Origin of the sequence: Dactylosporangium aurantiacum, from assembly GCF_000716715.1 — a bacterium.
Taxonomy (GTDB): Bacteria; Actinomycetota; Actinomycetes; order Mycobacteriales; family Micromonosporaceae; genus Dactylosporangium; species Dactylosporangium aurantiacum.
This window is the reverse complement of record NZ_JNYJ01000024.1, coordinates 101,149-120,550: the sequence shown is the minus strand read 5'-3', so window position 1 is coordinate 120,550 and position 19,402 is coordinate 101,149. Positions and strand designations below refer to the sequence as shown.

Sequence of the window (19,402 nt, the reverse complement as noted above, 5' to 3'; positions counted from 1 at the left end):
CGCCGGTGACGCTGACCCGGCGGGGCGCCGCGGTGTGGGCGCGGATCGACCGGCCCGGCGCCGGCAACGCCTGCAGCGCCGCGGTGATGGCCGGGCTCGAGGAGTGGCTCGCCGCGGCCGCGGACCCCGGCGTCCGCGTCCTCGTGCTCACCGGCACCGGCCGCAGCTTCTGCGCCGGCGCCGACCTCAATGAGGCCACCGCGCTCCTCGGCGACCTGCCCGCGCTGCTGTCGTGGCTGGACCGGGGCCGCCGCCTCGTCCGTGCGGTGATGTCGGCAGGTGTACCGACCATCGCCGCCGTCAACGGCGCGGCCTTCGGCGGCGGCCTGGAGCTCCTGCTCGCCTGCGACGTCGCCGTCGCCGCGGACACCGCCCGCATCGGTGACGGGCACCTCGCCGCCGGCCAGGTCCCCGGCTGGGGCTCCAGCGTGCTGCTGCCGCTCGCCGTCGGCCCGGCGCTCGCCCGGCGGCTGCTCGTCGCCGGCGAGACCTGGACCGGCACGGACGCCGCGCGCCGGGGCCTGGTCAGCGAGGCGGTCCCCGCCGCGGACCTCGACCGGCATGTCGACGCCCTCGCCGAGCGGATCGCGGCCCTGGACGAGGCGGCGGTGCGGCGCACGCTGCGCGTCGCCCGGCCGGTCATCGCCGCCGACGCGTGGGACCGCGAATGGCGCACCCTCAGCGAACACATCGCCGCCCTTGCCACCGGATCGGAGTGACCATGCGACCCGTCAGATGCACCACGGTGCCCGCCCCCGACGACCTGCTCGCCCTCGTCGGCCAGGACCTCGGCGCCAGCGAGCCGCAGGTGGTGACCCAGGACCAGGTCGACCGGTTCGCCGACGTCACCAAGGACCACCAGTGGATCCACGTCGACGTCGAACGCGCCCGCTCCGGCCCGTTCGGCACGACCATCGTGCACGGCTTCCTGACCCTGTCCCTGGTGCCGCGCCTGCTCGCCGACGTGCTGGAGGTGCGCACCTACTCGATGGGCGTCAACTACGGGCTGGACCGGGTCCGCTTCGTCAAACCCCTCCCGCCGGGCGTGCAGATCCAGGGCAGCGCGACGCTGCTGTCCGCGACACCGATCGCGGCCGGCGCCGGCCACCCCGCCGGTGTGCAGGCCAAGGCGTCGGTGGTCGTGGAGTTCGCCGGCGACGGCGAGACCTGCTGCGCCGCGGAGATCCTGTTCCGCTACTACAGCTGACCGGTCCCTCTCTCCGCGGCGCACGCACCGTAGACTCCGCCGGGTGATCGTGCGCAGGGCGGGCGTGGCGGACGCGGCGGCGCTCGCCCAGTTGCGTGACATCGACGCCGACGAGCTCGCCGCGTTCACCGGCTGGATCGCCGCCCACGCCGAGACGCACCTGCCGTTCGTCGCCGAGCTCGACGGGCAGGTGGTCGGCGCCGCCTGGCTGCTGGTCGCGGAGCGGGTGCCCGGCCACGGGGCGCCGCAGCGGTGGCACGGCGACATCCAGTCGGTCATGGTCCGGCAGGAGCACCGCGGCCGAGGCATTGGCGGCGCGCTGATGCGCGCGATCCTCGCCGAGGCGCGGGCGCGGGGCCTGCTGCACGTGACGGTGCACTCCGGCCGCCGCGCCGTCGACTTCTACCTGCGCAACGGCTTCCGGCAGCACCGGCAGCTGCTGCTGTGGGAGCAGGACGCCCCCTGACCCCGAGGCGGGCCGCTACTGCGTGGGGCCGGTCGGGGCGACGAAGCGGCCGCGGTAGAACGACAGGGCCGGCACCTTCGTCGGTTTCAGGTGCACGTGGTCGACGTCCACCAGGACGATGACGTGGTCGCCGCTGGTGATCACGTCATCGCGGACGCCGGCCAGGATGGCCGGGGTGCCGGGCAGCAGCGGCACGCCGTCCGGGCCGGGCGCCCAGGACACGCCGCTGAGCTTCTCCGCGCCGGAGAGCCCCGACGTGGCGAACCGCCGGGCGATGTCCTCCTGGTCCTGCCCGAGGATGTGGATCGCGATGCGGTCCGCGGCGACGAGCACCTTGAAGCTCGACGACGCCGTCGCCACGCAGAACAGCACCTTGGCCGGGGAGAGCGACACCGAGGTGAACGAGTTGACGGTCAGCGCCGCCACGGCGCCGCCGGCCGCCGTCGCGGTCACGGCGGTCACCCCGGTGGGGAAGTGCCCGCAGACCTGACGGAACTCGGCGGAGTCGAAGAGGGGCTCGGTCGTCATCGGTCCACCGCCGGGTGAGAAGAGTGGGGGTCGGGGCGCAGGCCGTCCTCGAGCTGCACCAGGCACAGGGTGTGCCCACCGGGGTCCTTCACCAGGTGGAGCCGCCCGTGCGGGCTGTCGACGGGGCCGACGGTCGGGGTGCCGCCGAGGTCGGACAGGCGGGTCAGCGCGTCGTCGAGGGAGCCGACGTTGAAGTACGTGATCCACTTCGACGGGATGATGTTCGGCCACTCGTTGTCCAGTTCCAGGACCCCGGCGACGGGGACGTCGCCGAGCATGAGCACCGTGTACGGGTGGGCGGTCGGCGAGTCGTCGCGCTGCGACGCGGTGTAGCCGAACAGGCGCTGGTAGTAGGCGACCGAGCGCTGCGGCTCGCCGGTGTCCAGCTCGTTCCAGCACAGGGCGCCGACGGTGTTGAGCGTCTGCACCCCCGCGCGGGACTCACCCTGGTACAGGCCGAACGCCGCGCCGAACGGGTCGACGACCACGGCGCCGGTGCCGGCCGCCGGCAGGTAGCGCGGCGGGGTGACCAGCTCCCCGCCGAGCGTGGCCGCCCGCTCCGCGGACCGCCGCACGTCGTCGACGGCGAAGTAGGCGATCCAGCCGCGGGGCCGGTCGCCGTGCAGGCCCGCCGCGTCGGAGATGCCGGCCACGTCGTGGCCGTCGATGCTGCACATCCGGTACGTGGTGGCGCCGAGCCGCTCGTGCCGCACGGTCCAGCCGAGCAGCTCGCGGTAGAAGTCCTCGGCCCGCTGCGGGTCGGTGGTGCACAGCTCCACCCAGACGGCCTCGCCGGCCTGGAACGCGCGCGTCACGCGGTCACGCCCGCGACGATCGTGCGGGCGGAGATGTCGTAGGCGTGCTCGGGGGAGCCGGTGGCGAGGCTCGATTCGACCACCTCGACGACCGCGCGCAGAGTGTGCGGCGGGACGGCGGCGAGCGCCTCGACGAGGGCGTCGACCTCGCCGTCGAGGTCGTCGTCGGCGACCACCCGGGCGACCAGCCCCCAGCCGAGCAGCTGCGTGGCGGTCGCCGTGCTGGCCCCGGTCACCAGCGCGTACGCGTGCGGGCGGGGCAGCGCGCGGGCGATGGCGTAGCCGACGCCGGCGGGGGCGAAGCCGAAGCGGGCCTCGGGCAGCGACAGGCGGGCGTCGGCGGCGGCCACCGGCAGGTGGATGGCGTCGAGCAGGCCGGCGCCGAAGCCGATGACCTGCCCGCGGACCGCGCTGACCACGGGCACCGGCAGCTGCCGGATGCGGCGCAGCGCGGCGTCGCTGGCGCGCAGCCCGTCGGCGACCGCCTCCTGGGTGGTGCCGGCGAGCGCGGCGAACGACGTGGTGTCCCAGCCGCCGCAGAAGTGCCGGCCGGCCATGTCGAGCCGGATCACGGCGCAGGCGGCGTTCGCGGCGGCGGTCTCCATCGTGGCGACGAGCTCGGTGAGGGCGGCGTCGTCGAAGCAGTTGCCGCGGGCCGCGTTGTCGTAGCGGACGCGGGCGATGCGACCGTCGTGCTCGGAGGTCAGGGTGATGGCCACGCCGCGAGCATACATACCAGTCGGTATGAACACAACGACGCTGGCAGGCAGGGGTCTGTCACGCGGTCGTTACGAGCGCGACACCGGTTGGACCTGTTGACTTGATACCGGCTGGTCGGTACTTTGTGGCGAGCGTCACGGCCGCGGCTCGCGGCGACATGACGGGTCCATCGTTGTGAAGGACGTCCATACATGCTCATGAACTCCTTGCGATCCCGGCGGCCGTTGGCGCTGGTCGCCTCCCTTGCCCTCGCGACCGCCGGCCTCACCGCCTGTGGCGACTCGGCGCCCGGTGCCACCCAGTCGGCCGGCCCGTTCACCGTCCGGGCGCTGCTCGCGGCCCAGCCCGCGACCCTCGACCCGATCGTCGGCGCCCGGTCGGCCCAGATCGTCTGGGCCACCATGATCGAGCCGCTGATCAACACCGACGCCAACCTCAAGGCCGTCGACACCGGCCTCATCACGAGCTGGACCCGCACCGACGCCACCACCTGGACGTTCAAGGTGCGGCCCGGCATCAGCTTCAGCAACGGCGAGAAGGCCGACGCCGCGGCGGTCGCCAACACCCTCACGCTCACCCGGGACGTCGCGGCCTCGCAGCTCAAGTCCTACTTCACCAACGTGGCCGACATCCAGGCGCCGGACGACACCACGGTCGTGGTGAAGACCAAGACCTCCCAGTACAACTTCGCCGACCTGCTCACCACCGTGTACCTGGTGCCGCCGAAGTACTACCAGGAGAAGGGCTCGGCGGGCTTCGCCGCCGCCCCCGTCGGCACCGGCCCCTACGTGTGGGCCGGCGCGAACGCGGGCCGCGACATGTCGGTCAAGAAGAACCCCGACTACTGGGGCCCGAAGAAGGCGATCAACGACGGCATCACCTTCACCTGGGCGAACGAGGCCGCGCAGCGGTTGGCCCTGATCCAGAGTAAGAGTGTGGACGTCTCCTTCGACCTGCCGCCGGCCCAGGCCACCACGGCGAAGAAGGCCGGCATCCAGGTGACGAGCACCGAGACCGCGATCAAGATCATCGCGTTCCTCGACTCGACCAAGGCGCCCTTCGACGACCCGAAGCTGCGCGAGGCGGCCGCCCTGGCCATCGACCGGGACGCGATCGTGAAGGGCATCTTCGACGGCCAGGCCGTCGCCGACGCCGGCCTGCTCAACGTCAGCCCCGGCCAGAAGCCGGCGCAGAGCGTGACCGCCGACCCGGCCAAGGCCAAGGAGCTCGTCGGTGCCGCCGCCCCCGCCGTGCAGATCCACTACCCGGCGGCGCAGTACACCAACATCGAAGAGGTCTCCCAGGCGGTCGGCGGCGCCCTCGAGAAGGCCGGCTTCAAGGTCACCTACGTGCCGATCGACTACGGCACCCTGGTGAAGCGGGTCGTCGGCCGCCAGGTCCCCGGCATCGCCATCTTCGCCGGCGTACCCAACGTCGCCGTCCCGGACTTCTTCGCCAGCGGCTTCATGAAGAGCAAGTCGATCACCGGCAACTGCCCGGACCCGCAGATCGACGAGCTGTCCCAGAAGGCCCTGGAGCAGACTGACGCCGCCGCTGCCGCCCCGATCTACGAGCAGCTCAACACGATCGGCGTGGTCGAGAAGCACTGCTACGTGCCGCTGTACCGGCAGGTGTTCAACTACGCCACCGCCGGCAGCGTCAAGGGTCTGGTGTTCGGCCCGCTGAACACCGTCGACTTCACCCAGACGACCCGCTGACGATGCCCGACGTCGTGCACCAGGGGATGCCGGGCGGCGACGCCCGGCACCCCCGCGCCCTGGACACCACGGACCCGACGGCGGCCACCGACCACCGGCACCTGAACCGGCAGCCGGACTCACGCACCCCGGTGCTGGAGGTCGACAACCTGGTCGTCGAACACCGCAACCGGCGCACCGGCGAGGTGTTCCGGGCCGTCGACCACGTGTCGCTGCGCATCAGCGCCGGCGAGAGCGTCGCCGTCGTCGGCGAGTCGGGCTCCGGCAAGACCACCCTCGCGATGGCCGCGACCGGGCTCGGCACCCGCGGCGACGGCGACATCCGGCTGCTCGGGCACTCGCTGTCTGCGGTCGGGCGCAAGCAGCTGCGCAGGCTGCGGCCCGAGGCGCAGGTGGTCTTCCAGGACCCGCACGGCTCGCTCGACCCCCGCCAGTCCGTGCGGTCCGGGCTGCGGGAGCTGCGCTCGCTGCAGCCGGAGCGCACCGCGTGGATCGAGGACGCCGAGCTGCTCGAACGGGTCCGGCTCGAACCGTCGATCCTCGACCGCTACCCGCACCAGCTCTCCGGCGGGCAGGCGCAACGCGTCTGCATCGCCCGGGCGCTGTTGATGCGGCCCCGGCTCATCGTCGCCGACGAGCCGACCTCCGGCCTCGACGTCTCCGTGCAGGCCGACGTGCTGGCCCTGCTCAAGCAGATCCGCGCGAACACGGGCGCGGCCCTGCTCATGATCAGCCACGACCTGGCCGTGGTCCGCTCGCTCTGCGACGTCGTACACGTCATGTACCACGGCCGGGTCGTCGAGTCCGGGCCCTGCGAGACCGTCTTCGCCCGGCCGGAGCACGACTACACCCGCGAGCTGCTCGCCGCGATGCCAGGAGCACGATGGAGGTCACGCCGTTGAAGACCAGCCCGGTCCCGCCGGCGAAGGGCCCCGCGCCCCCGGCGACGAACCACGTCGCGACCCCGCTGACCAGGCCCGGCATGCCGGCGGCGCCGACCGGCGGGGCAACCCCAGCCGCGGCGGGACGCAGCCGGGCCGGTGCGCTGCGCCGCGCCGCCGCCCGCCTCGCCGCGCTGCTGGCATCGCTGCTCATCGCGCTGAGCATGGCGTTCATGCTCGGCCGGCTGTCCGGCGACCCGACCACCACCATCCTCGGCCCGATGGCGACACCCGAGCAGCGTGAGGCCCTGCGCCACGAGCTCGGGCTCGACCGGCCGCTGCTGGTGCAGTACCTCGACTACCTCAAGGGCGTCGTCACCGGCGACCTCGGCCAGTCGCTGCAGTTCTACCAGTCGAACACCTCGATGATCCTGGACCGGCTGCCGTTCACCCTGCAGCTCGTCGCGGCCGGCATGGCCCTCGCGATCCTCGTCGGCGTCCCGCTCGGCGTGCTCGCGGCCACCCGCGAGGGCACCTGGTGGGACCGGGCCGCGTCCACCGTCGCCCTGCTCGGCCAGTCCGTGCCGGTCTTCTGGTTCGGGATGATGCTGGTGGTCCTGTTCGCGGTGAACCTCGGCTGGCTGCCGGCCGGGCAGTCCGGCACCCCCGCACACCTGGTGCTGCCGGCGCTGACGATGTCGGTGTACCCGATGGCGCAGATCGCCCGCCTCACCCGCGCCTCGATGAGCGAGGCCCTCGCCGAGCCGTACATCGACGCCGCCAAGGCCCGTGGCATCACCGGCCGCCGGGTGGTGTGGCGGCACGCGTTCAAGAACGCCATGATGCCGATCCTCACCATCGTCGTGCTGCAGACCGGCATCCTGCTGTCCGGCGCGGTCGCCGTCGAGTACGTGTACTCCTGGCCCGGCCTCGGCCAGCTCGCCCTGCAGGCCATCCAGTTCCGCGACTTCCCCCTGGTCCAGGCGATCGTCGTGTTCGGCGCGCTGGTCTTCGTCCTGCTCAATCTGCTCGTCGACGTCATCCACTCGATCGTCGATCCAAGGGTGAGGTGACACCACATGAGCGAACTCGAGCTCCAGATCAAAACCAGCGACGGCGCGACCCAGCCACCCGTGAAACGCCGGCGGACCTCGGCGTTCTGGCTGGCGGTACCGATCGTCGTGGTCGCCGTCGCCGTGTTCGTCCTGCCGCTGACGGGCCTGCTCCCGGACGCCGGGCAGGACCTCGACGCGACCCGCCGGCCACCCGGCTTCCTGACCGGCGGCACCTGGTCACACCCGCTCGGCACCGACAAGCTCGGCCAGGACCTGCTCACCCAGTTCATCGAGGCGGGCCGGCTGACCATCATGATCGGCCTGGTCGGCGCCATCGTCGCGATCGGCCCCGGCACGCTGCTGGGCCTGCTCGCCGGGTACTTCCGCGGCTGGGTCGACCGGGTCATCTCCGTGCTCATCGACGCCCAGCTGGCCCTGCCGTTCATCCTCGTCGCCCTGGCGATCATCGCGAACCGGGGCAGCTCCCTGCCCGTGCTGTTCCTCGTCCTGGCGCTCACCGGCTGGGCCGTCTGTGCCCGGGTCACCCGCTCGGCGACCCTCGCCATCCGGGAACGGCAGTTCGTGCTCGGGCTGCGCGCCGCCGGGGCGTCGGAGCTGCGCATCGTGTTCCGGCACATCCTGCCCAACCTCGGTGGCACCATCGTCGCGCTCGGCACCCTACAGGTCGGCACCGCCATCCTGATCGAGAGCGCGCTGAGCTTCCTCGGCCTGGGCGTGGTGCCGCCGATGAACAGCTGGGGCTCGCTGCTGGCGGCCGGCCAGGACGAGCTGAGCCAGGCGTGGTGGATCGCGTTCTTCCCCGGCCTCGCCGTGACCCTCCTGGTGCTCGTGGTCAACCTCCTCGGCGACGCGCTGCTCACCCACCACGACCCCCGGAAGAGGCGCCGATGACCAGCCCCGCGACCGGCCCCGCGACCGGCCTCACGACCGGCCCCGACACGAGCCTGCTGCACATCGAGGGCCTGTCCGTCACCGCCCGGCTCGCCACCGACCGGCTGCGCCTGCTCGACGGTGTCGACCTGGAGGTCCGCCGCGGCCAGATCGTCGGCGTCGTCGGCGAGTCCGGCAGCGGCAAGACCACCCTCGCCCGCGCCGTCGTCGGCCTGCTCGAACGCAACGTCACCGTCGAGTCCGGCGCCATCGAGCTGGCCGGCGACGTGGTGGTCGCGCCCGGCGTCGACCGCACCGACCGGATCCGCGGCTCCGCCGTCGGCATGGTCTTCCAGGACGCGTCCCGGTCGCTGAACCCGCTGATGAAGGTCCGCACCCAGCTCAGCGAGGTGCTGCGCCGGCACGTCCGCGGCCTCACCAAGGTAGACGTCGAACAGCGCTCGGTCGAGGTGCTCGGGCAGATGCGGATCAGCGACCCGGCCCGGGTCCTGGACAGCTACCCCCACCAGCTGTCCGGCGGGCTGCGCCAACGGGTCGCGATCGCCCTGGCCGTGGTCACCCGCCCGGCGCTCGTCATCGCCGACGAGTGCACCACCGCGCTGGACGTCACCACCCAGACCAAGGTCGTCGGGCTGTTCCGCACCCTGGTCGACGAGCTCGGCATCGGCCTGCTGTTCGTCACCCACGACCTGATGCTCGCCAGCGACCTCTGCGACCGGATCGCCGTGATGAGCCGCGGCCGGGTCGTCGAGCAGGGCGGCGTCGAGGACGTGCTGGACCGGCCGCGGCAGGAATACACCCGGCGGCTGCTCGCCGCGATCCCCTCGTGGACCTGACCTCAGTGGAGTTCTCCTTGCCTGACCAGGGTATCGACGCGTACGCGGCCTACCTGCCCGCCTACGTGCTCACCGACAACCGGCTCGACCCCGCCGGCCCGCCCGCGTCGACGGGCCCGGCCCGCAGCGTCGCCGGCTACGACGAGGACGTCGTCACGATGGCCGTCGAGGCGCTGCGGCACCTCGGCGCCGCCCAGGGGCCGCTGCTGCTGGCCACGACGACCGCGCCCTACGAGGCGAAGACGGCCGCCGGGATCGTGCACGAGGCCCTCGGCCTGGACCCCGGCGTCAGCGCCGCCGACCTGCGCGGGCACCGCTCCGGGGCGACCGCCCTGGACCTGGTGCTGCGCGCCGGTGCCCTCGCCGCCGCGGCCGACGTGCGCACCACCCGCCCCGGCGCCCCCGACGAGCTCGGCCAGGGCGACGCCGCCGCCGCGTTCGCCGGTGGCGGCGCACGGGCCGCGGCACTGCTGGGACGGGCCGGGCACACCACCGAGATCCTGGAGCGGTGGCGGCTGCCCGGCGAACGCCACGACCGGGTCTGGGACGAGCGGTTCACCGCCGAAATCCTCGCCGCCGCCGGCCTCGACGCGGCCCGCCGCGCCCTCGCCGACGCGTCCGCGGACGCCGTCGACCACGTCGTGGTGTCGTCGTCCAACCCGCGGGCGGCGGCCGCGCTGCGCCGGGCGCTGCGCGGCACGGTGCCCTCGCAGCAGGACGCCGCCCTGGAACGGGCCACCGGCTTCACCGGCGCCGCCCACCCCGGGCTGCTGCTCGCCGCCGCCCTCGACGACGCCGAGCCGGGGCAGACGATCCTGCTGGTGTCCGCGACCGAGGGCGCCGACGCGTTCGTGTTCCGCGCCGGCGACGCGATCCGCGCGGCCCGCCGCGGCCCGTCGGTGCGCGACCAGCTGGCCGCCCGGCAGCGCCTCGGCTACGGCCGGTACCTGCGCTGGCGCGGGCTGCTGGACGTGCAGGGCCCGGCCCGCCCCGCGGCGCCCGCACCGGCGGCACCGCCGATGCACCGCCGGGCCGGCTGGAAGTACCGCCTCGAAGGCAGCCAGTGCGGCGCGTGCGGCCGGGTCACCACCCCGCCGAGCCGGGTCTGCGCCGCCTGTGGCATCGCCGGGGCGGGCGAGGCGAAGGTGTCGCTGCGCGACCGGACCGCCCGGGTCGTGTCCGTGACCCGCGACCACCTGACCACGATGCCGGAGCCGGAGGTCGCCGTCGTCATCGCCGACGTCGACGGCGGCGGCCGGCTCAGCGCCTACGCCACCGACGTCCCGCCCGGCGACGTCACCGTCGGCATGCCGATGACACCGACGTTCCGCCGGCTGTGGACCACCGACGCGATCCACAACTACTTCTGGAAGCTCCGCCCGGCTGTGACTCAGCCCCAGACCCCGGAAGGAACGCACTGATGGGCAGCAGGCGCACCACCCACGACGTCGCGATCGTCGCGATGGGATGCACCCCGTTCCGCGACCACTGGCACGCCTCCGCCGACGACCTGCTCGTCGACGCCGTCCAGGAGTGCGTCGGGTCGCTGCCGTCGGTCACCCTCGACGACGTCGACGCGTTCTGGGTCGGCACCCAGGGCTCCGGCATGTCCGGGCAGACCCTGGCCCGGCCGCTGCGGCTGACCGGCAAACCCGTCACCCGGGTCGAGAACTACTGCGCCACCGGCTCCGAGGCGTTCCGCAACGCCGTGTTCGCGGTCGCGTCCGGCGCCTACGACATGGTCATGGCGACCGGCGTGGAGAAGCTCAAGGACTCCTCCTACTCCGGGCTGTCCGCGGTGTACCCGCCCGCAGACGGCACCGACGTCGACTGGACCGCCCCCGCCGGTTTCTCCCTGCTGGCCCCGGCCTACCAGGAGGCGTACGGCGTCGACGCCCGCGACATGCGCAGCGCCCTGACGAAGGTCGCGATGAAGAACCACGCGAACGGGGCCCTCAACAACCGCGCCCAGTTCCGCAAGGCCGTCACCGCCGAGACCGTGGAACGCTCCCCGCGTATCGCCGGGCCGCTCGGCGTCATGGACTGCTCCGGGGTGTCCGACGGTGCCGCCGCCGCCATCATCGTGCGGGCCGAGGACGCCCACCGGTACACCGACAAACCCGTCTACCTGAAGGGGATGAGCTTCGTCGCCGGCTCCGGTGCGGGCCTGGCGTCCGACGGCTACGACTTCACCAGCTTCCCGGAGGTCGTCGCCGCGGCCCGGCAGGCGTACGAGCAGGCGGGCGTCACCGACCCGGCCACGCAGATCTCCCTGGCGGAGGTCCACGACTGCTTCACCCCGACGGAGGTGGTGCTCATGGAGGACCTCGGGTTCTCCGAGCGCGGCAAGGCGTGGCGGGACCTGCTCGACGGCCGCTACGACCTCGGCGGGGCGCTGCCGGTCAACACCGACGGCGGCCTGAAGTCCTTCGGCCACCCGATCGGCGCGACCGGGCTGCGGATGATGTTCGAGTGCTTCACCCAGCTGCGCGGTGAGGCCGGTGACCGGCAGGTGCCGGACGCGAGGCTCGCCGTCGCGCAGAACCTCGGCGGCCAGCCGGGCTCCTGCGTCGCGTTCGTCGCCGTCCTGGGCAGCGAGCGATGAGCGCCCGGGTCAGGCTGGACGGCCGGGTCGTCATCGTGACCGGCGCGGGCAACGGCATCGGCCGGGCGCACGCCCTGTCCCTCGCCGAGCACGGCGCCTCCGTCGTCGTCAACGACCTCGGTGGCGCGGTCGACGGCACGGGCACCGGCGGCGCGGCGGACCAGGTCGTCGCGGAAATCCGCGCGGCGGGCGGCACCGCGACCGCGTCCACGGACTCCGTGGCGACAGCGGAGGGTGGGGCGGCCCTGGTCCGGACCGCGGTCGAGGCGTACGGCACGGTCGACGCCGTCATCCACAACGCCGGCATCCTGCGCGACCGGACGCTGGCGAAGCTCACCGACGACGACGTGCGGGCCGTCCTGGACGTGCACCTCACCGGCGCGTTCAACGTGCTGCGCCCCGCCTGGCCGGTCATGGCCGCGCACGGGTACGGCCGGGTCGTGCTCACCAGCTCGTCGTCGGGGCTGCTCGGCAACTTCGGCCAGTCCAACTACGGCGCCGCGAAGGCCGGCCTCGCCGGGCTGATGCAGGTGCTGTCCCTGGAAGGCGCCCGCCGCGGCATCCTGGTCAACACGATCGCCCCGACCGCCGCGACCCGGATGACCGACGGCCTGCTCGGCGACCTCGCCGACCGGTTCGACCCGCGGCACGTCGCCGCGGTCGGCACGTTCCTCGCCTCGGAGCAGTGCACCCTCAACCGGCACATCCTCACCGTCGGCGGCGGCCGGGTCGGCCGGATCTTCCTGGGGGTCACCCCGGGCTGGTACGGCGGCCCCGACCCCGCCTCGCCCGACGACATCCTCGGCGCGCTCGACGAGATCTGCTCCCTCGACGACTTCATCGTCCCGGACAGCGGCGCCGACGAGGTCGAACTGATCCAGAAGGTCCTGAGTCGGAAAGTGAGTGACTGATGCCGGTCAGCGAAGTGCACCACGTGGCCATGACCGTGTCCGACGTGGACCGGGCCGCCGACTTCTATGAGCGGGCCCTCGGCTACCGCAGGACCCTGCGCACCGACGTCGGCGGCCCCGGGATCGAGGTGTCGCTCGGGCTGCCGGCCGGGACCACCGGCCGGGTCCAGTACATGCAGGGCCCGAGCAAGATCGGGCAGCTCGAGCTCATCGAGTGGAACGGCACCAAGACCCGCACCGCCACCGCCGGCCACCTCGAGCTCGGCACGTTCCTGCTCAGCTTCGAGGTGCCCGTCGAGGAGATCGGCGAGCTGCACCGGCGGATGACCGAGCTCGGCGCCGAATGCCTCGGCGAGCCCAACCGGGTGCTGCTGGAGAACTACGGGTACATCACCGCGTTCGCGGCCCGCGACCTCGACGGCAACCTGCTGGAGTTCGTGTCGCTGCCCAGCCGGGAGGAGATCCTGGCGTACCGGAGCGGGAACGGCAGCTGATGGGCGCCAGCAACTTCGCCGAGACGCTGCGGCTGCAGGCGCTGCGCCGCGCGGACCGGGAGGCGCTCGTCGACGGCGCCGACCGCTGGACCTACGCCCAGCTCGACGCCGACGTCGACCGGCACGCCGCGGCCCTGCTCGACGCCGGTATCACCCCCGCCGACCTCGTCGCGGTGCTCGGGCGCAACACCGCCACCTACGTCATCGAGCTGCTCGCCATCGCCCGCATCGGCGCGATCTCGGTGCCGCTGAACTGGCGGCTGCACACCAGCGAGCAGACCTACGTCGTAGAGCAGGCCGGGATCACCGGTCTGCTCTACGACGACGACTTCGCCGGCACCGCCGCCGACCTGGTCGCCGCCACCGGGATCCGGGTCGCGGTCGCCAACGGCGGCCAGGCGGTCCCCGGCGCGCAGCTCCTCGCCGGGCTGCTCGACCGGCAGCCGGCCGGGGTCCGGGTCCCCGACGCGCAGAAGGCGCCCGGCGACATCCACCGGCTGCTGTACACCTCCGGCACCACCGCACACCCGAAGGGCGTCATCCACACCTGCGGCAACCTCACCGCCAACCACCTCGCCCAGGTCCTCGAGCTGGAGCTGACCCAGCACGACCGGATCCTGGTCTCCGCGCCGCTGTTCCACGTCAGCGGCCTGGAGGCACCCGGCCTGGCGGTCTTCACCGCGGGCGCGACGATGGTGCTCACGCCCACGTTCAAGGCCGAGGACATCGCCCGCATCGCGGCGCGGGAACGCGTCACCGGCATGGTCCTCGCCGCGCAGATCCTGTTCGGCCTGCTCGACCTGCTGGACCTGCCGCAGCCGCCGGACCTGTCGGCGCTGCGGTACCTGCTGTTCGCCGGGGTCGCGCCCACCGTGCGGCGCGACGTGAAACGGCGGTTGCCGCACGTGCGGCTCATCGACACGTTCGGGATGACCGAACTGTGCAACGGGGTGTGCTACATGGACGCCGCCCACGAGGACAGCAAGATAGGCGCGCTCGGCGCCCCGTTCCCCGGTGTGCACATCAGGATCGTCGACGAGCACTTCCGGCCGGTCCCGCCCGGCACCGACGGTGAGATCATCATCCGTGGGGAGAAGATCTCGCCCGGGTACTGGAATGACGAGGAAGCCAACAAGCGCACCCGCCGCGACGGGTGGTTCCTCACCGGCGACGTCGGCCGCCTCGACGAGGACGGCTACCTGTGGTTCGTCGACCGGCGCACCGACCTCATCAAGTCCGGCGGCGAGAACGTCGCCGGCGCCGAGATCGAGCGGGTCGTCGCCCAGCACCCGGACGTCGCCGAGGTCGCCGTCATCGGCGTCCCCGACCCGCAGTGGGACGAGGTGCCGAAGGCGTTCGTCATCCTCCGCGACGGCGCGACGGCCACCGGCGAGGACATCCGCGCGCACTGCCGGCTGCACCTGGCCCGTTTCAAGGTGCCGAAGTACGTCGACGTGGTGAAGGCTCTGCCGCGCAACGACTCCGGCAAGGTCCTCAAGCGCGAGCTGCGGCAGCCATGAGCGGCAGCGCAGGTGACGGCATGAGCGGACCGCGGCGCAGCGGAGGTGGCGGCGTGGGCACCGCGAACATCGCCGCGATGCTGGGCGGCAACGCGCTGCGGTTCGGCGACGCCGACGCGCTCGTCTTCGAGGGCCGGCGGTGGACGCACCGGCAGCTCGACGCCGACGTCAACGCCCTCGCCGCCGGCCTCGGCGCCGAGGGCATCCAGCGGGGGAGCCGGGTCGCGATCGTCGCGAACAACGTGCCCGAGTTCCTCATCCTGTCCCTCGCGCTGTCGAAGCTCGGCGCCGTCTTCGTCCCGCTCAACTACCGGCTCACCGCCGGTGAGCTCGCCCAGCTGCTCGGCCACGCCCGGGTGCAGGCGGTGGCGACCGTGCCGGAGTTCGCCGAGCTGACCACCGCCGCAGTCGCCGGCCTGCCCCAGGTGCGCAGGTTCGCGCTGGAGCCGATCGACGGGTGGAGCGACCTGCGGGCGCTCGTCGAGACGCACCGCGGTGCCCGGGTCGCCGACGCCGACCTGCCCGACGACGCGCTGCAGCGCATCGTGTACACCTCCGGCACGACCAGCCTGCCCAAGGGCGTCATGCTCACCCACGGCAACGTGAACATGAACATGCACGCCCAGATCGTCGAGCTGGGCCTGCGCCCGACCGACCGGATCCTCAACTTCGCGCCGCTGTACCACGTCGGCGGCACCGACCTGCCGGGGTACGGCATCTGGCACGTCGGCGGGTGCATGGTGCTGCAGCGCCGCTTCGAGCCGGCCGCGGTCAAACGCGCGATCGAGGCCGAACGCATCACCGGCATGGTCATGGCGGCCACGATGCTCGACATGGTCCGCCGCGAGACCGGCACCGACGCGGACCTCGGCTCGGTGCGCTGGCTCATCTACTCGCAGGTGACCTCAGCGCTGTTCGCGGTGGCCCGGGAGCTGTTCCCGAACGCCCGGCTGATCGAGGGCTACGGCCTCACCGAGACCTGCAGCGGCCTGACGTACCTCGACCATGCCCACATGGCGTCCAAGCAGGGCTCCGTCGGGATCCCGGTGCCATGGGTCCAGGTCAGGGTCGTGGACGCCGACGACAACGACGTGCCTGTCGGGGAGGACGGCGAGGTCGTCGCCCGGGGCCCGAAGGTCAGCCCGGGCTACCTGGACGACCCGGCCGCCACCGCGCACGCGTTCCGCGGCGGCTGGTTCCACACCGGCGACGTCGGCTGTTTCGACGCCGACGGTTACCTGTACATCCGGGACCGGCTCAAGGACATGATCCGCAGCGGCGGGGAGAACATGTCCAGCGCCGAGATCGAGAACGTGCTGGCCGACCATCCCCTCGTCCTCGCCGCGTCGGTGGTCGGTGCGCCGCACCCGAAGTGGCAGGAGGTCCCGGTCGCGTTCGTCATCGGCCGGCCCGGCCTCACCGCGGAGTCGCTCATCGAACACGCTCGGCAGCGGCTCGGCAGGTTCAAGGTGCCGAAGGCGCTCTACCTCGTCGACGAGCTCCCGACCAACCCGTCCGGCAAGGTACTGAAACGCACCCTCCGCGACCAGCGCCCCATGTTGCGCCCCGACTGGACCTACGAGCCGCTTCCGCACGACTGACAGAGCTCGGCTCCCGCGGCAACGCGCCGGTGGCAGGCGGAGATTCCGGGTCTGCCAGCGCTCGCCACCGCAGTCGGGCCCGGATACTTCCGGCCGTGCCGAAGCGCTTCAGAGAGCGCTCCCAGAGGTCGGCAATCGGCGGACATTGTTGATCAGCGTTTCGTCACGCTGGCCTGGCCTGCGCGTAGTTCAGTGGTGCTCAGAGGACAGTCGTTCCTCGCGAAGCATTGACTCCTCTCCAAGGAAGCGTCACAGTGGCGTCTGCGAGAGCGCTCTCTCACACCCGTGAAACACCGCCGACACCCCAGCTTCACGAAGGAGTCCCTATGGAATGGTCGGAACCCCGCCCCGGCCATAGACGTTCATCCGGATCATTGACGAGCCGGCGCACCCTGCGCATGGCCGCCATCGTGACCGCGGTGGCGGCCATGCTGGTGACGTACATCGTCGTGGTCACGACCCGCGCCGACGCGGCCGAGACCCTGCTGTCGCAGGGCCGGCCGACGACCGCCTCGTCGACGGAGAACGCCGGCACCCCCGCCAGCAGCGCGACCGATGGCAACACCGGCACCCGCTGGTCGAGCACCTTCAGCGTCCCGCAGTGGATCCAGGTCGATCTCGGCTCCGCCCAGTCGATCACCCGGGTCGCACTCAACTGGGAGGGTGCGTACGCCACCGCCTTCCAGATCCAGACCTCCGCCGACGGCAGCACGTGGACGAACGTCTACTCCACCACGACCAGCACCGGCGGCCAGCAGAGCCTGCCGGTCACCGGCACCGGCCGCTACGTACGCGTCAACGCGACCGCGAAGGCGACCCAGTGGGGTGTCTCGCTGTGGGAGTTCCAGGTCTTCGGCGGCACCCCCGACACCCCGGGTACCTGCGGCACCACCAACGCCGCCCAAGGCAAGACCGCGACCGCGTCGTCGACGGAGAACGCCGGCACGCCCGCCTCCGCGGCGGTCGACGGCAACACCGGCACCCGCTGGTCCAGCGCCGCCGCCGACCCGCAGTGGCTCCAGGTCGACCTGGGCAGCACCGTGACCGTCTGCGGTGTCCGGTTGAACTGGGAGGCCGCGTACGCGACGGCGTACCAGATCCAGGTGTCCACCAACGGCACCAGCTGGACGAACATCTACAGCACGACCGCCGGCACCGGTGGCGTGCAGAACCCCGTGGTCACCGCGACCGCCGGCCGCTACGTGCGCATGAACGGCGCTGCCCGGGCCACCATCTATGGCTACTCGCTGTGGGAGTTCCAGGTGTTCACCGGTTCCGGCCCGTCGAACCCGACCTCGCCGTCGCCCTCGACGTCCTCCAGCACCCCGACGCTCCCGACCTCCGACACGCCGGACTTCGGCCCGAACGTGCGGATCTTCGACCAGTCCACCCCGGCGGCGACCATCCAGTCCGCGGTCGACGCGGCGTTCAACGCGCAGCTGCGCAGCCCCACCGCGCAGTTCGGCACGCAGCGCCACGTGTTCCTGTTCAAGCCCGGCACGTACGGGCGGGTCTGGGCCAACGTCGGTTTCTACACCACGGTCGCCGGTCTCGGCCTGAACCCCGACGACGTGACGATCAACGGCGCGGTCAACGTCGACTCCGGGTGGAACTACGGCGACGAGCTCAACGCCACCCAGAACTTCTGGCGCAGCATGGAGAACCTGTCGATCGTGCCCGAGGGCGGGATCAACCGGTGGGCCGTCTCCCAGGCCGCCCCGATGCGGCGTATCCACATCAAGGGCAACCTGAGCCTGGCACCGTCCAACCAGGACGGCGGGCAGGGCTACTCCAGCGGCGGCTACCTCGCCGACTCCGTCGTCGACGGCTACGTGACCTCCGGGTCGCAGCAGCAGTGGTACAGCCGGGACAGCCGGATCGCCCGCTGGGACGGCGGCGTGTGGAACATGGTCTACTCCGGCGTGCAGGGCGCCCCGCCCAACGCGTTCCCGAACCCGCCGCACACCACCCTCGCCACCACCCCGGTCACCCGGGAGAAGCCGTACCTGTACGTCGACGGCGCCGGCCTGTACCGCGTCTTCGTGCCGTCCATCCGGCGCAACTCCGCGGGTGCCACCTGGCCGAACACCCCCGGCACCTCGATCCCGATGCGCAACTTCTACGTCGCCAAGCCCGGTGACAGCGCCGCCCGGATCAACTCCGCCCTCGCCCAGGGCCTGAACCTGTTCTTCACCCCGGGCACCTACTCCCTCGACCAGACGATCCGGGTCACCCGGGCCGACACGGTCGTCACCGGCATCGGCTACCCGACCCTCATCCCGGTCGGTGGCGTCGAGGCCCTGAACATCGCCGACGTCAACGGGGTCAAGGTCAGCGGCCTGACCTTCGACGCCGGCACGACCAACAGCCCCACGCTGATGACCGTCGGCACGGCCGGTGCGCACACCGACCACGCGGCAAACCCGATCAGCATCCAGGACGTGTTCTTCCGCATCGGCAGCAGCGTCCAGGGCAAGGCCACCACCACCCTTGCCGTGCACAGCGACGACACGATCATCGACCACATCTGGGCCTGGCGGGCCGACCATGGTGGCGCGCCGACCGGCTGGACGGTGAACACCGGCGACACCGGTCTCCTCGTGAACGGCGACGACGTCCTGGCCACCGGCCTGTTCGTCGAGCACTACCAGAAGTATGAGGTGATCTGGAACGGCAACCGCGGCAAGACGATCTTCTTCCAGAACGAGAAGCCGTACGACGTGCCCAACCAGGCAGCCTGGATCGGCCCCCGGGGCAACGGTTACGCCGCCTACAAGGTCGCCGACAGCGTCACCGACCACGAACTGTGGGGCGGCGGCGTGTACTGCTACTTCAACGTCAACCCCGCCGTCCGTGTGGACCGGGGCTTTGAGGTGCCCAACCGGACCGGGGTCCGGCTCCACAGCGTCATCACCGTGTCCCTCGGCGACGTCGGCACCATCGCCAACGTCGTGAACGACACCGGCGGTGCCGTCCCCAACCCCGCCGGCAACACCACTCCGCGCCAGGTCGTGACCTACCCCTGACCCCAACCCCGACGCGACACTGACGTGAACCAGGCGGCCACCGGTGCGACCCGCACCGGTGGCCGTTCGGCCGTGCCCCGGCGTGTGCGCCATCCGGCGGCGCTGGT

At 72.3% G+C, this 19,402-nt stretch carries 18 protein-coding genes; 15 read left to right on the top strand and 3 right to left on the bottom strand.

Annotation, left to right across the window (positions count from 1 at the left end; translation table 11 throughout):
- Positions 1-5: 5 nt before the first annotated feature.
- Genes OP18_RS26580 through OP18_RS26570 form a run of 3 tightly spaced genes read left to right on the top strand, consistent with a single transcriptional unit; the run spans position 6 to position 1,673 of the window.
- Positions 6-719, top strand: a complete 714-nt coding sequence (locus OP18_RS26580; protein WP_052387365.1) for an enoyl-CoA hydratase/isomerase family protein — start codon at positions 6-8, stop codon at positions 717-719.
- Between the two features lie 2 nt (positions 720-721).
- Positions 722-1,207, top strand: coding sequence for a MaoC family dehydratase (locus OP18_RS26575; RefSeq protein WP_033361751.1), 486 nt, complete (start codon positions 722-724; stop codon positions 1,205-1,207).
- A gap of 43 nt (positions 1,208-1,250) precedes the next feature.
- A complete protein-coding gene (locus OP18_RS26570; protein WP_052387364.1) occupies positions 1,251-1,673 on the top strand; it encodes a GNAT family N-acetyltransferase in 423 nt (140 codons plus the stop codon).
- A 15-nt stretch (positions 1,674-1,688) separates the two neighbouring features.
- On the opposite strand, the gene OP18_RS26565 is transcribed toward OP18_RS26570, so the two are convergent.
- Genes OP18_RS26565 through OP18_RS53075 form a run of 3 tightly spaced genes read right to left on the bottom strand, consistent with a single transcriptional unit; the run spans position 1,689 to position 3,735 of the window.
- A complete protein-coding gene (locus OP18_RS26565; RefSeq protein WP_033361750.1) occupies positions 1,689-2,201 on the bottom strand; it encodes a flavin reductase family protein in 513 nt (170 codons plus the stop codon).
- Positions 2,198-3,016, bottom strand: a complete 819-nt coding sequence (locus tag OP18_RS26560; protein ID WP_033361749.1) for a VOC family protein — start codon at positions 3,014-3,016, stop codon at positions 2,198-2,200. Before OP18_RS26560 ends, OP18_RS26565 begins: the two co-directional genes overlap by 4 nt.
- Positions 3,013-3,735, bottom strand: coding sequence for an enoyl-CoA hydratase/isomerase family protein (locus tag OP18_RS53075; RefSeq protein ID WP_052387363.1), 723 nt, complete (start codon positions 3,733-3,735; stop codon positions 3,013-3,015). The genes OP18_RS26560 and OP18_RS53075 overlap by 4 nt, the downstream gene beginning before the upstream one ends.
- A gap of 198 nt (positions 3,736-3,933) precedes the next feature.
- On the opposite strand from OP18_RS53075, the gene OP18_RS26550 reads away from it, so the two are divergent.
- The 12 genes from OP18_RS26550 (at position 3,934) to OP18_RS26495 (ending at position 19,295) form a co-directional block, all read left to right on the top strand.
- A complete protein-coding gene (locus tag OP18_RS26550; protein ID WP_162189838.1) occupies positions 3,934-5,454 on the top strand; it encodes an ABC transporter substrate-binding protein in 1,521 nt (506 codons plus the stop codon).
- A gap of 2 nt (positions 5,455-5,456) precedes the next feature.
- The gene (locus OP18_RS26545) at positions 5,457-6,356 is read left to right on the top strand and encodes an ABC transporter ATP-binding protein (RefSeq protein ID WP_156089799.1); all 900 of its coding nucleotides are present in this window, start codon (positions 5,457-5,459) and stop codon (positions 6,354-6,356) included.
- Positions 6,338-7,408 (top strand): ABC transporter permease, encoded by a 1,071-nt coding sequence (locus OP18_RS26540; protein WP_052387362.1) that lies wholly within the window; start codon positions 6,338-6,340, stop codon positions 7,406-7,408. Before OP18_RS26545 ends, OP18_RS26540 begins: the two co-directional genes overlap by 19 nt.
- Before the next feature lie 6 nt (positions 7,409-7,414).
- Positions 7,415-8,302 carry an ABC transporter permease gene (locus OP18_RS26535; protein WP_052387361.1) on the top strand — a complete coding sequence of 296 codons (888 nt, stop codon included), beginning with the start codon at positions 7,415-7,417 and terminating at the stop codon, positions 8,300-8,302.
- Positions 8,299-9,138, top strand: coding sequence for an ABC transporter ATP-binding protein (locus tag OP18_RS26530; RefSeq protein ID WP_052387360.1), 840 nt, complete (start codon positions 8,299-8,301; stop codon positions 9,136-9,138). Before OP18_RS26535 ends, OP18_RS26530 begins: the two co-directional genes overlap by 4 nt.
- Before the next feature lie 17 nt (positions 9,139-9,155).
- The gene (locus tag OP18_RS26525; RefSeq protein WP_033361827.1) at positions 9,156-10,559 is read left to right on the top strand and encodes a zinc ribbon domain-containing protein; all 1,404 of its coding nucleotides are present in this window, start codon (positions 9,156-9,158) and stop codon (positions 10,557-10,559) included.
- Entirely contained in the window at positions 10,559-11,743 is a 1,185-nt protein-coding gene (locus tag OP18_RS26520) for an acetyl-CoA acetyltransferase (RefSeq protein WP_033361747.1), read from the top strand. Before OP18_RS26525 ends, OP18_RS26520 begins: the two co-directional genes overlap by 1 nt.
- Positions 11,740-12,654, top strand: a complete 915-nt coding sequence (locus OP18_RS26515) for an SDR family NAD(P)-dependent oxidoreductase (RefSeq protein WP_033361746.1) — start codon at positions 11,740-11,742, stop codon at positions 12,652-12,654. Before OP18_RS26520 ends, OP18_RS26515 begins: the two co-directional genes overlap by 4 nt.
- Positions 12,654-13,148: a VOC family protein gene (locus OP18_RS26510; protein WP_033361745.1), complete on the top strand. Its 495-nt coding sequence runs from the start codon at positions 12,654-12,656 to the stop codon at positions 13,146-13,148. Before OP18_RS26515 ends, OP18_RS26510 begins: the two co-directional genes overlap by 1 nt.
- On the top strand, positions 13,148-14,668 hold the full coding sequence (locus OP18_RS26505; RefSeq protein WP_052387358.1) for a class I adenylate-forming enzyme family protein: 1,521 nt from the start codon (positions 13,148-13,150) through the stop codon (positions 14,666-14,668). The genes OP18_RS26510 and OP18_RS26505 overlap by 1 nt, the downstream gene beginning before the upstream one ends.
- 53 nt (positions 14,669-14,721) lie before the next feature.
- Positions 14,722-16,269, top strand: coding sequence for a class I adenylate-forming enzyme family protein (locus OP18_RS26500; protein ID WP_052387357.1), 1,548 nt, complete (start codon positions 14,722-14,724; stop codon positions 16,267-16,269).
- Positions 16,270-16,667: 398 nt separating this feature from the next.
- Positions 16,668-19,295 carry a discoidin domain-containing protein gene (locus OP18_RS26495; RefSeq protein WP_033361744.1) on the top strand — a complete coding sequence of 876 codons (2,628 nt, stop codon included), beginning with the start codon at positions 16,668-16,670 and terminating at the stop codon, positions 19,293-19,295.
- Positions 19,296-19,402 lie beyond the last annotated feature (107 nt).

What these genes read in the sequence shown, in the direction of transcription:
- OP18_RS26575 (WP_033361751.1), top strand. Translation starts at nt 722, where the DNA reads ATGCGACCCGTCAGATGCACCACGGTGCCCGCCCCCGACGACCTGCTC.
- OP18_RS26565 (WP_033361750.1), bottom strand. Translation starts at nt 2,201, where the DNA reads ATGACGACCGAGCCCCTCTTCGACTCCGCCGAGTTCCGTCAGGTCTGC.
- OP18_RS26550 (WP_162189838.1), top strand. Translation starts at nt 3,934, where the DNA reads ATGAACTCCTTGCGATCCCGGCGGCCGTTGGCGCTGGTCGCCTCCCTT.
- OP18_RS26545 (WP_156089799.1), top strand. Translation starts at nt 5,457, where the DNA reads ATGCCCGACGTCGTGCACCAGGGGATGCCGGGCGGCGACGCCCGGCAC.
- OP18_RS26540 (WP_052387362.1), top strand. Translation starts at nt 6,338, where the DNA reads ATGGAGGTCACGCCGTTGAAGACCAGCCCGGTCCCGCCGGCGAAGGGC.
- OP18_RS26535 (WP_052387361.1), top strand. Translation starts at nt 7,415, where the DNA reads ATGAGCGAACTCGAGCTCCAGATCAAAACCAGCGACGGCGCGACCCAG.
- OP18_RS26530 (WP_052387360.1), top strand. Translation starts at nt 8,299, where the DNA reads ATGACCAGCCCCGCGACCGGCCCCGCGACCGGCCTCACGACCGGCCCC.
- OP18_RS26520 (WP_033361747.1), top strand. Translation starts at nt 10,559, where the DNA reads ATGGGCAGCAGGCGCACCACCCACGACGTCGCGATCGTCGCGATGGGA.
- OP18_RS26515 (WP_033361746.1), top strand. Translation starts at nt 11,740, where the DNA reads ATGAGCGCCCGGGTCAGGCTGGACGGCCGGGTCGTCATCGTGACCGGC.
- OP18_RS26510 (WP_033361745.1), top strand. Translation starts at nt 12,654, where the DNA reads ATGCCGGTCAGCGAAGTGCACCACGTGGCCATGACCGTGTCCGACGTG.
- OP18_RS26505 (WP_052387358.1), top strand. Translation starts at nt 13,148, where the DNA reads ATGGGCGCCAGCAACTTCGCCGAGACGCTGCGGCTGCAGGCGCTGCGC.
- OP18_RS26495 (WP_033361744.1), top strand. Translation starts at nt 16,668, where the DNA reads ATGGCCGCCATCGTGACCGCGGTGGCGGCCATGCTGGTGACGTACATC.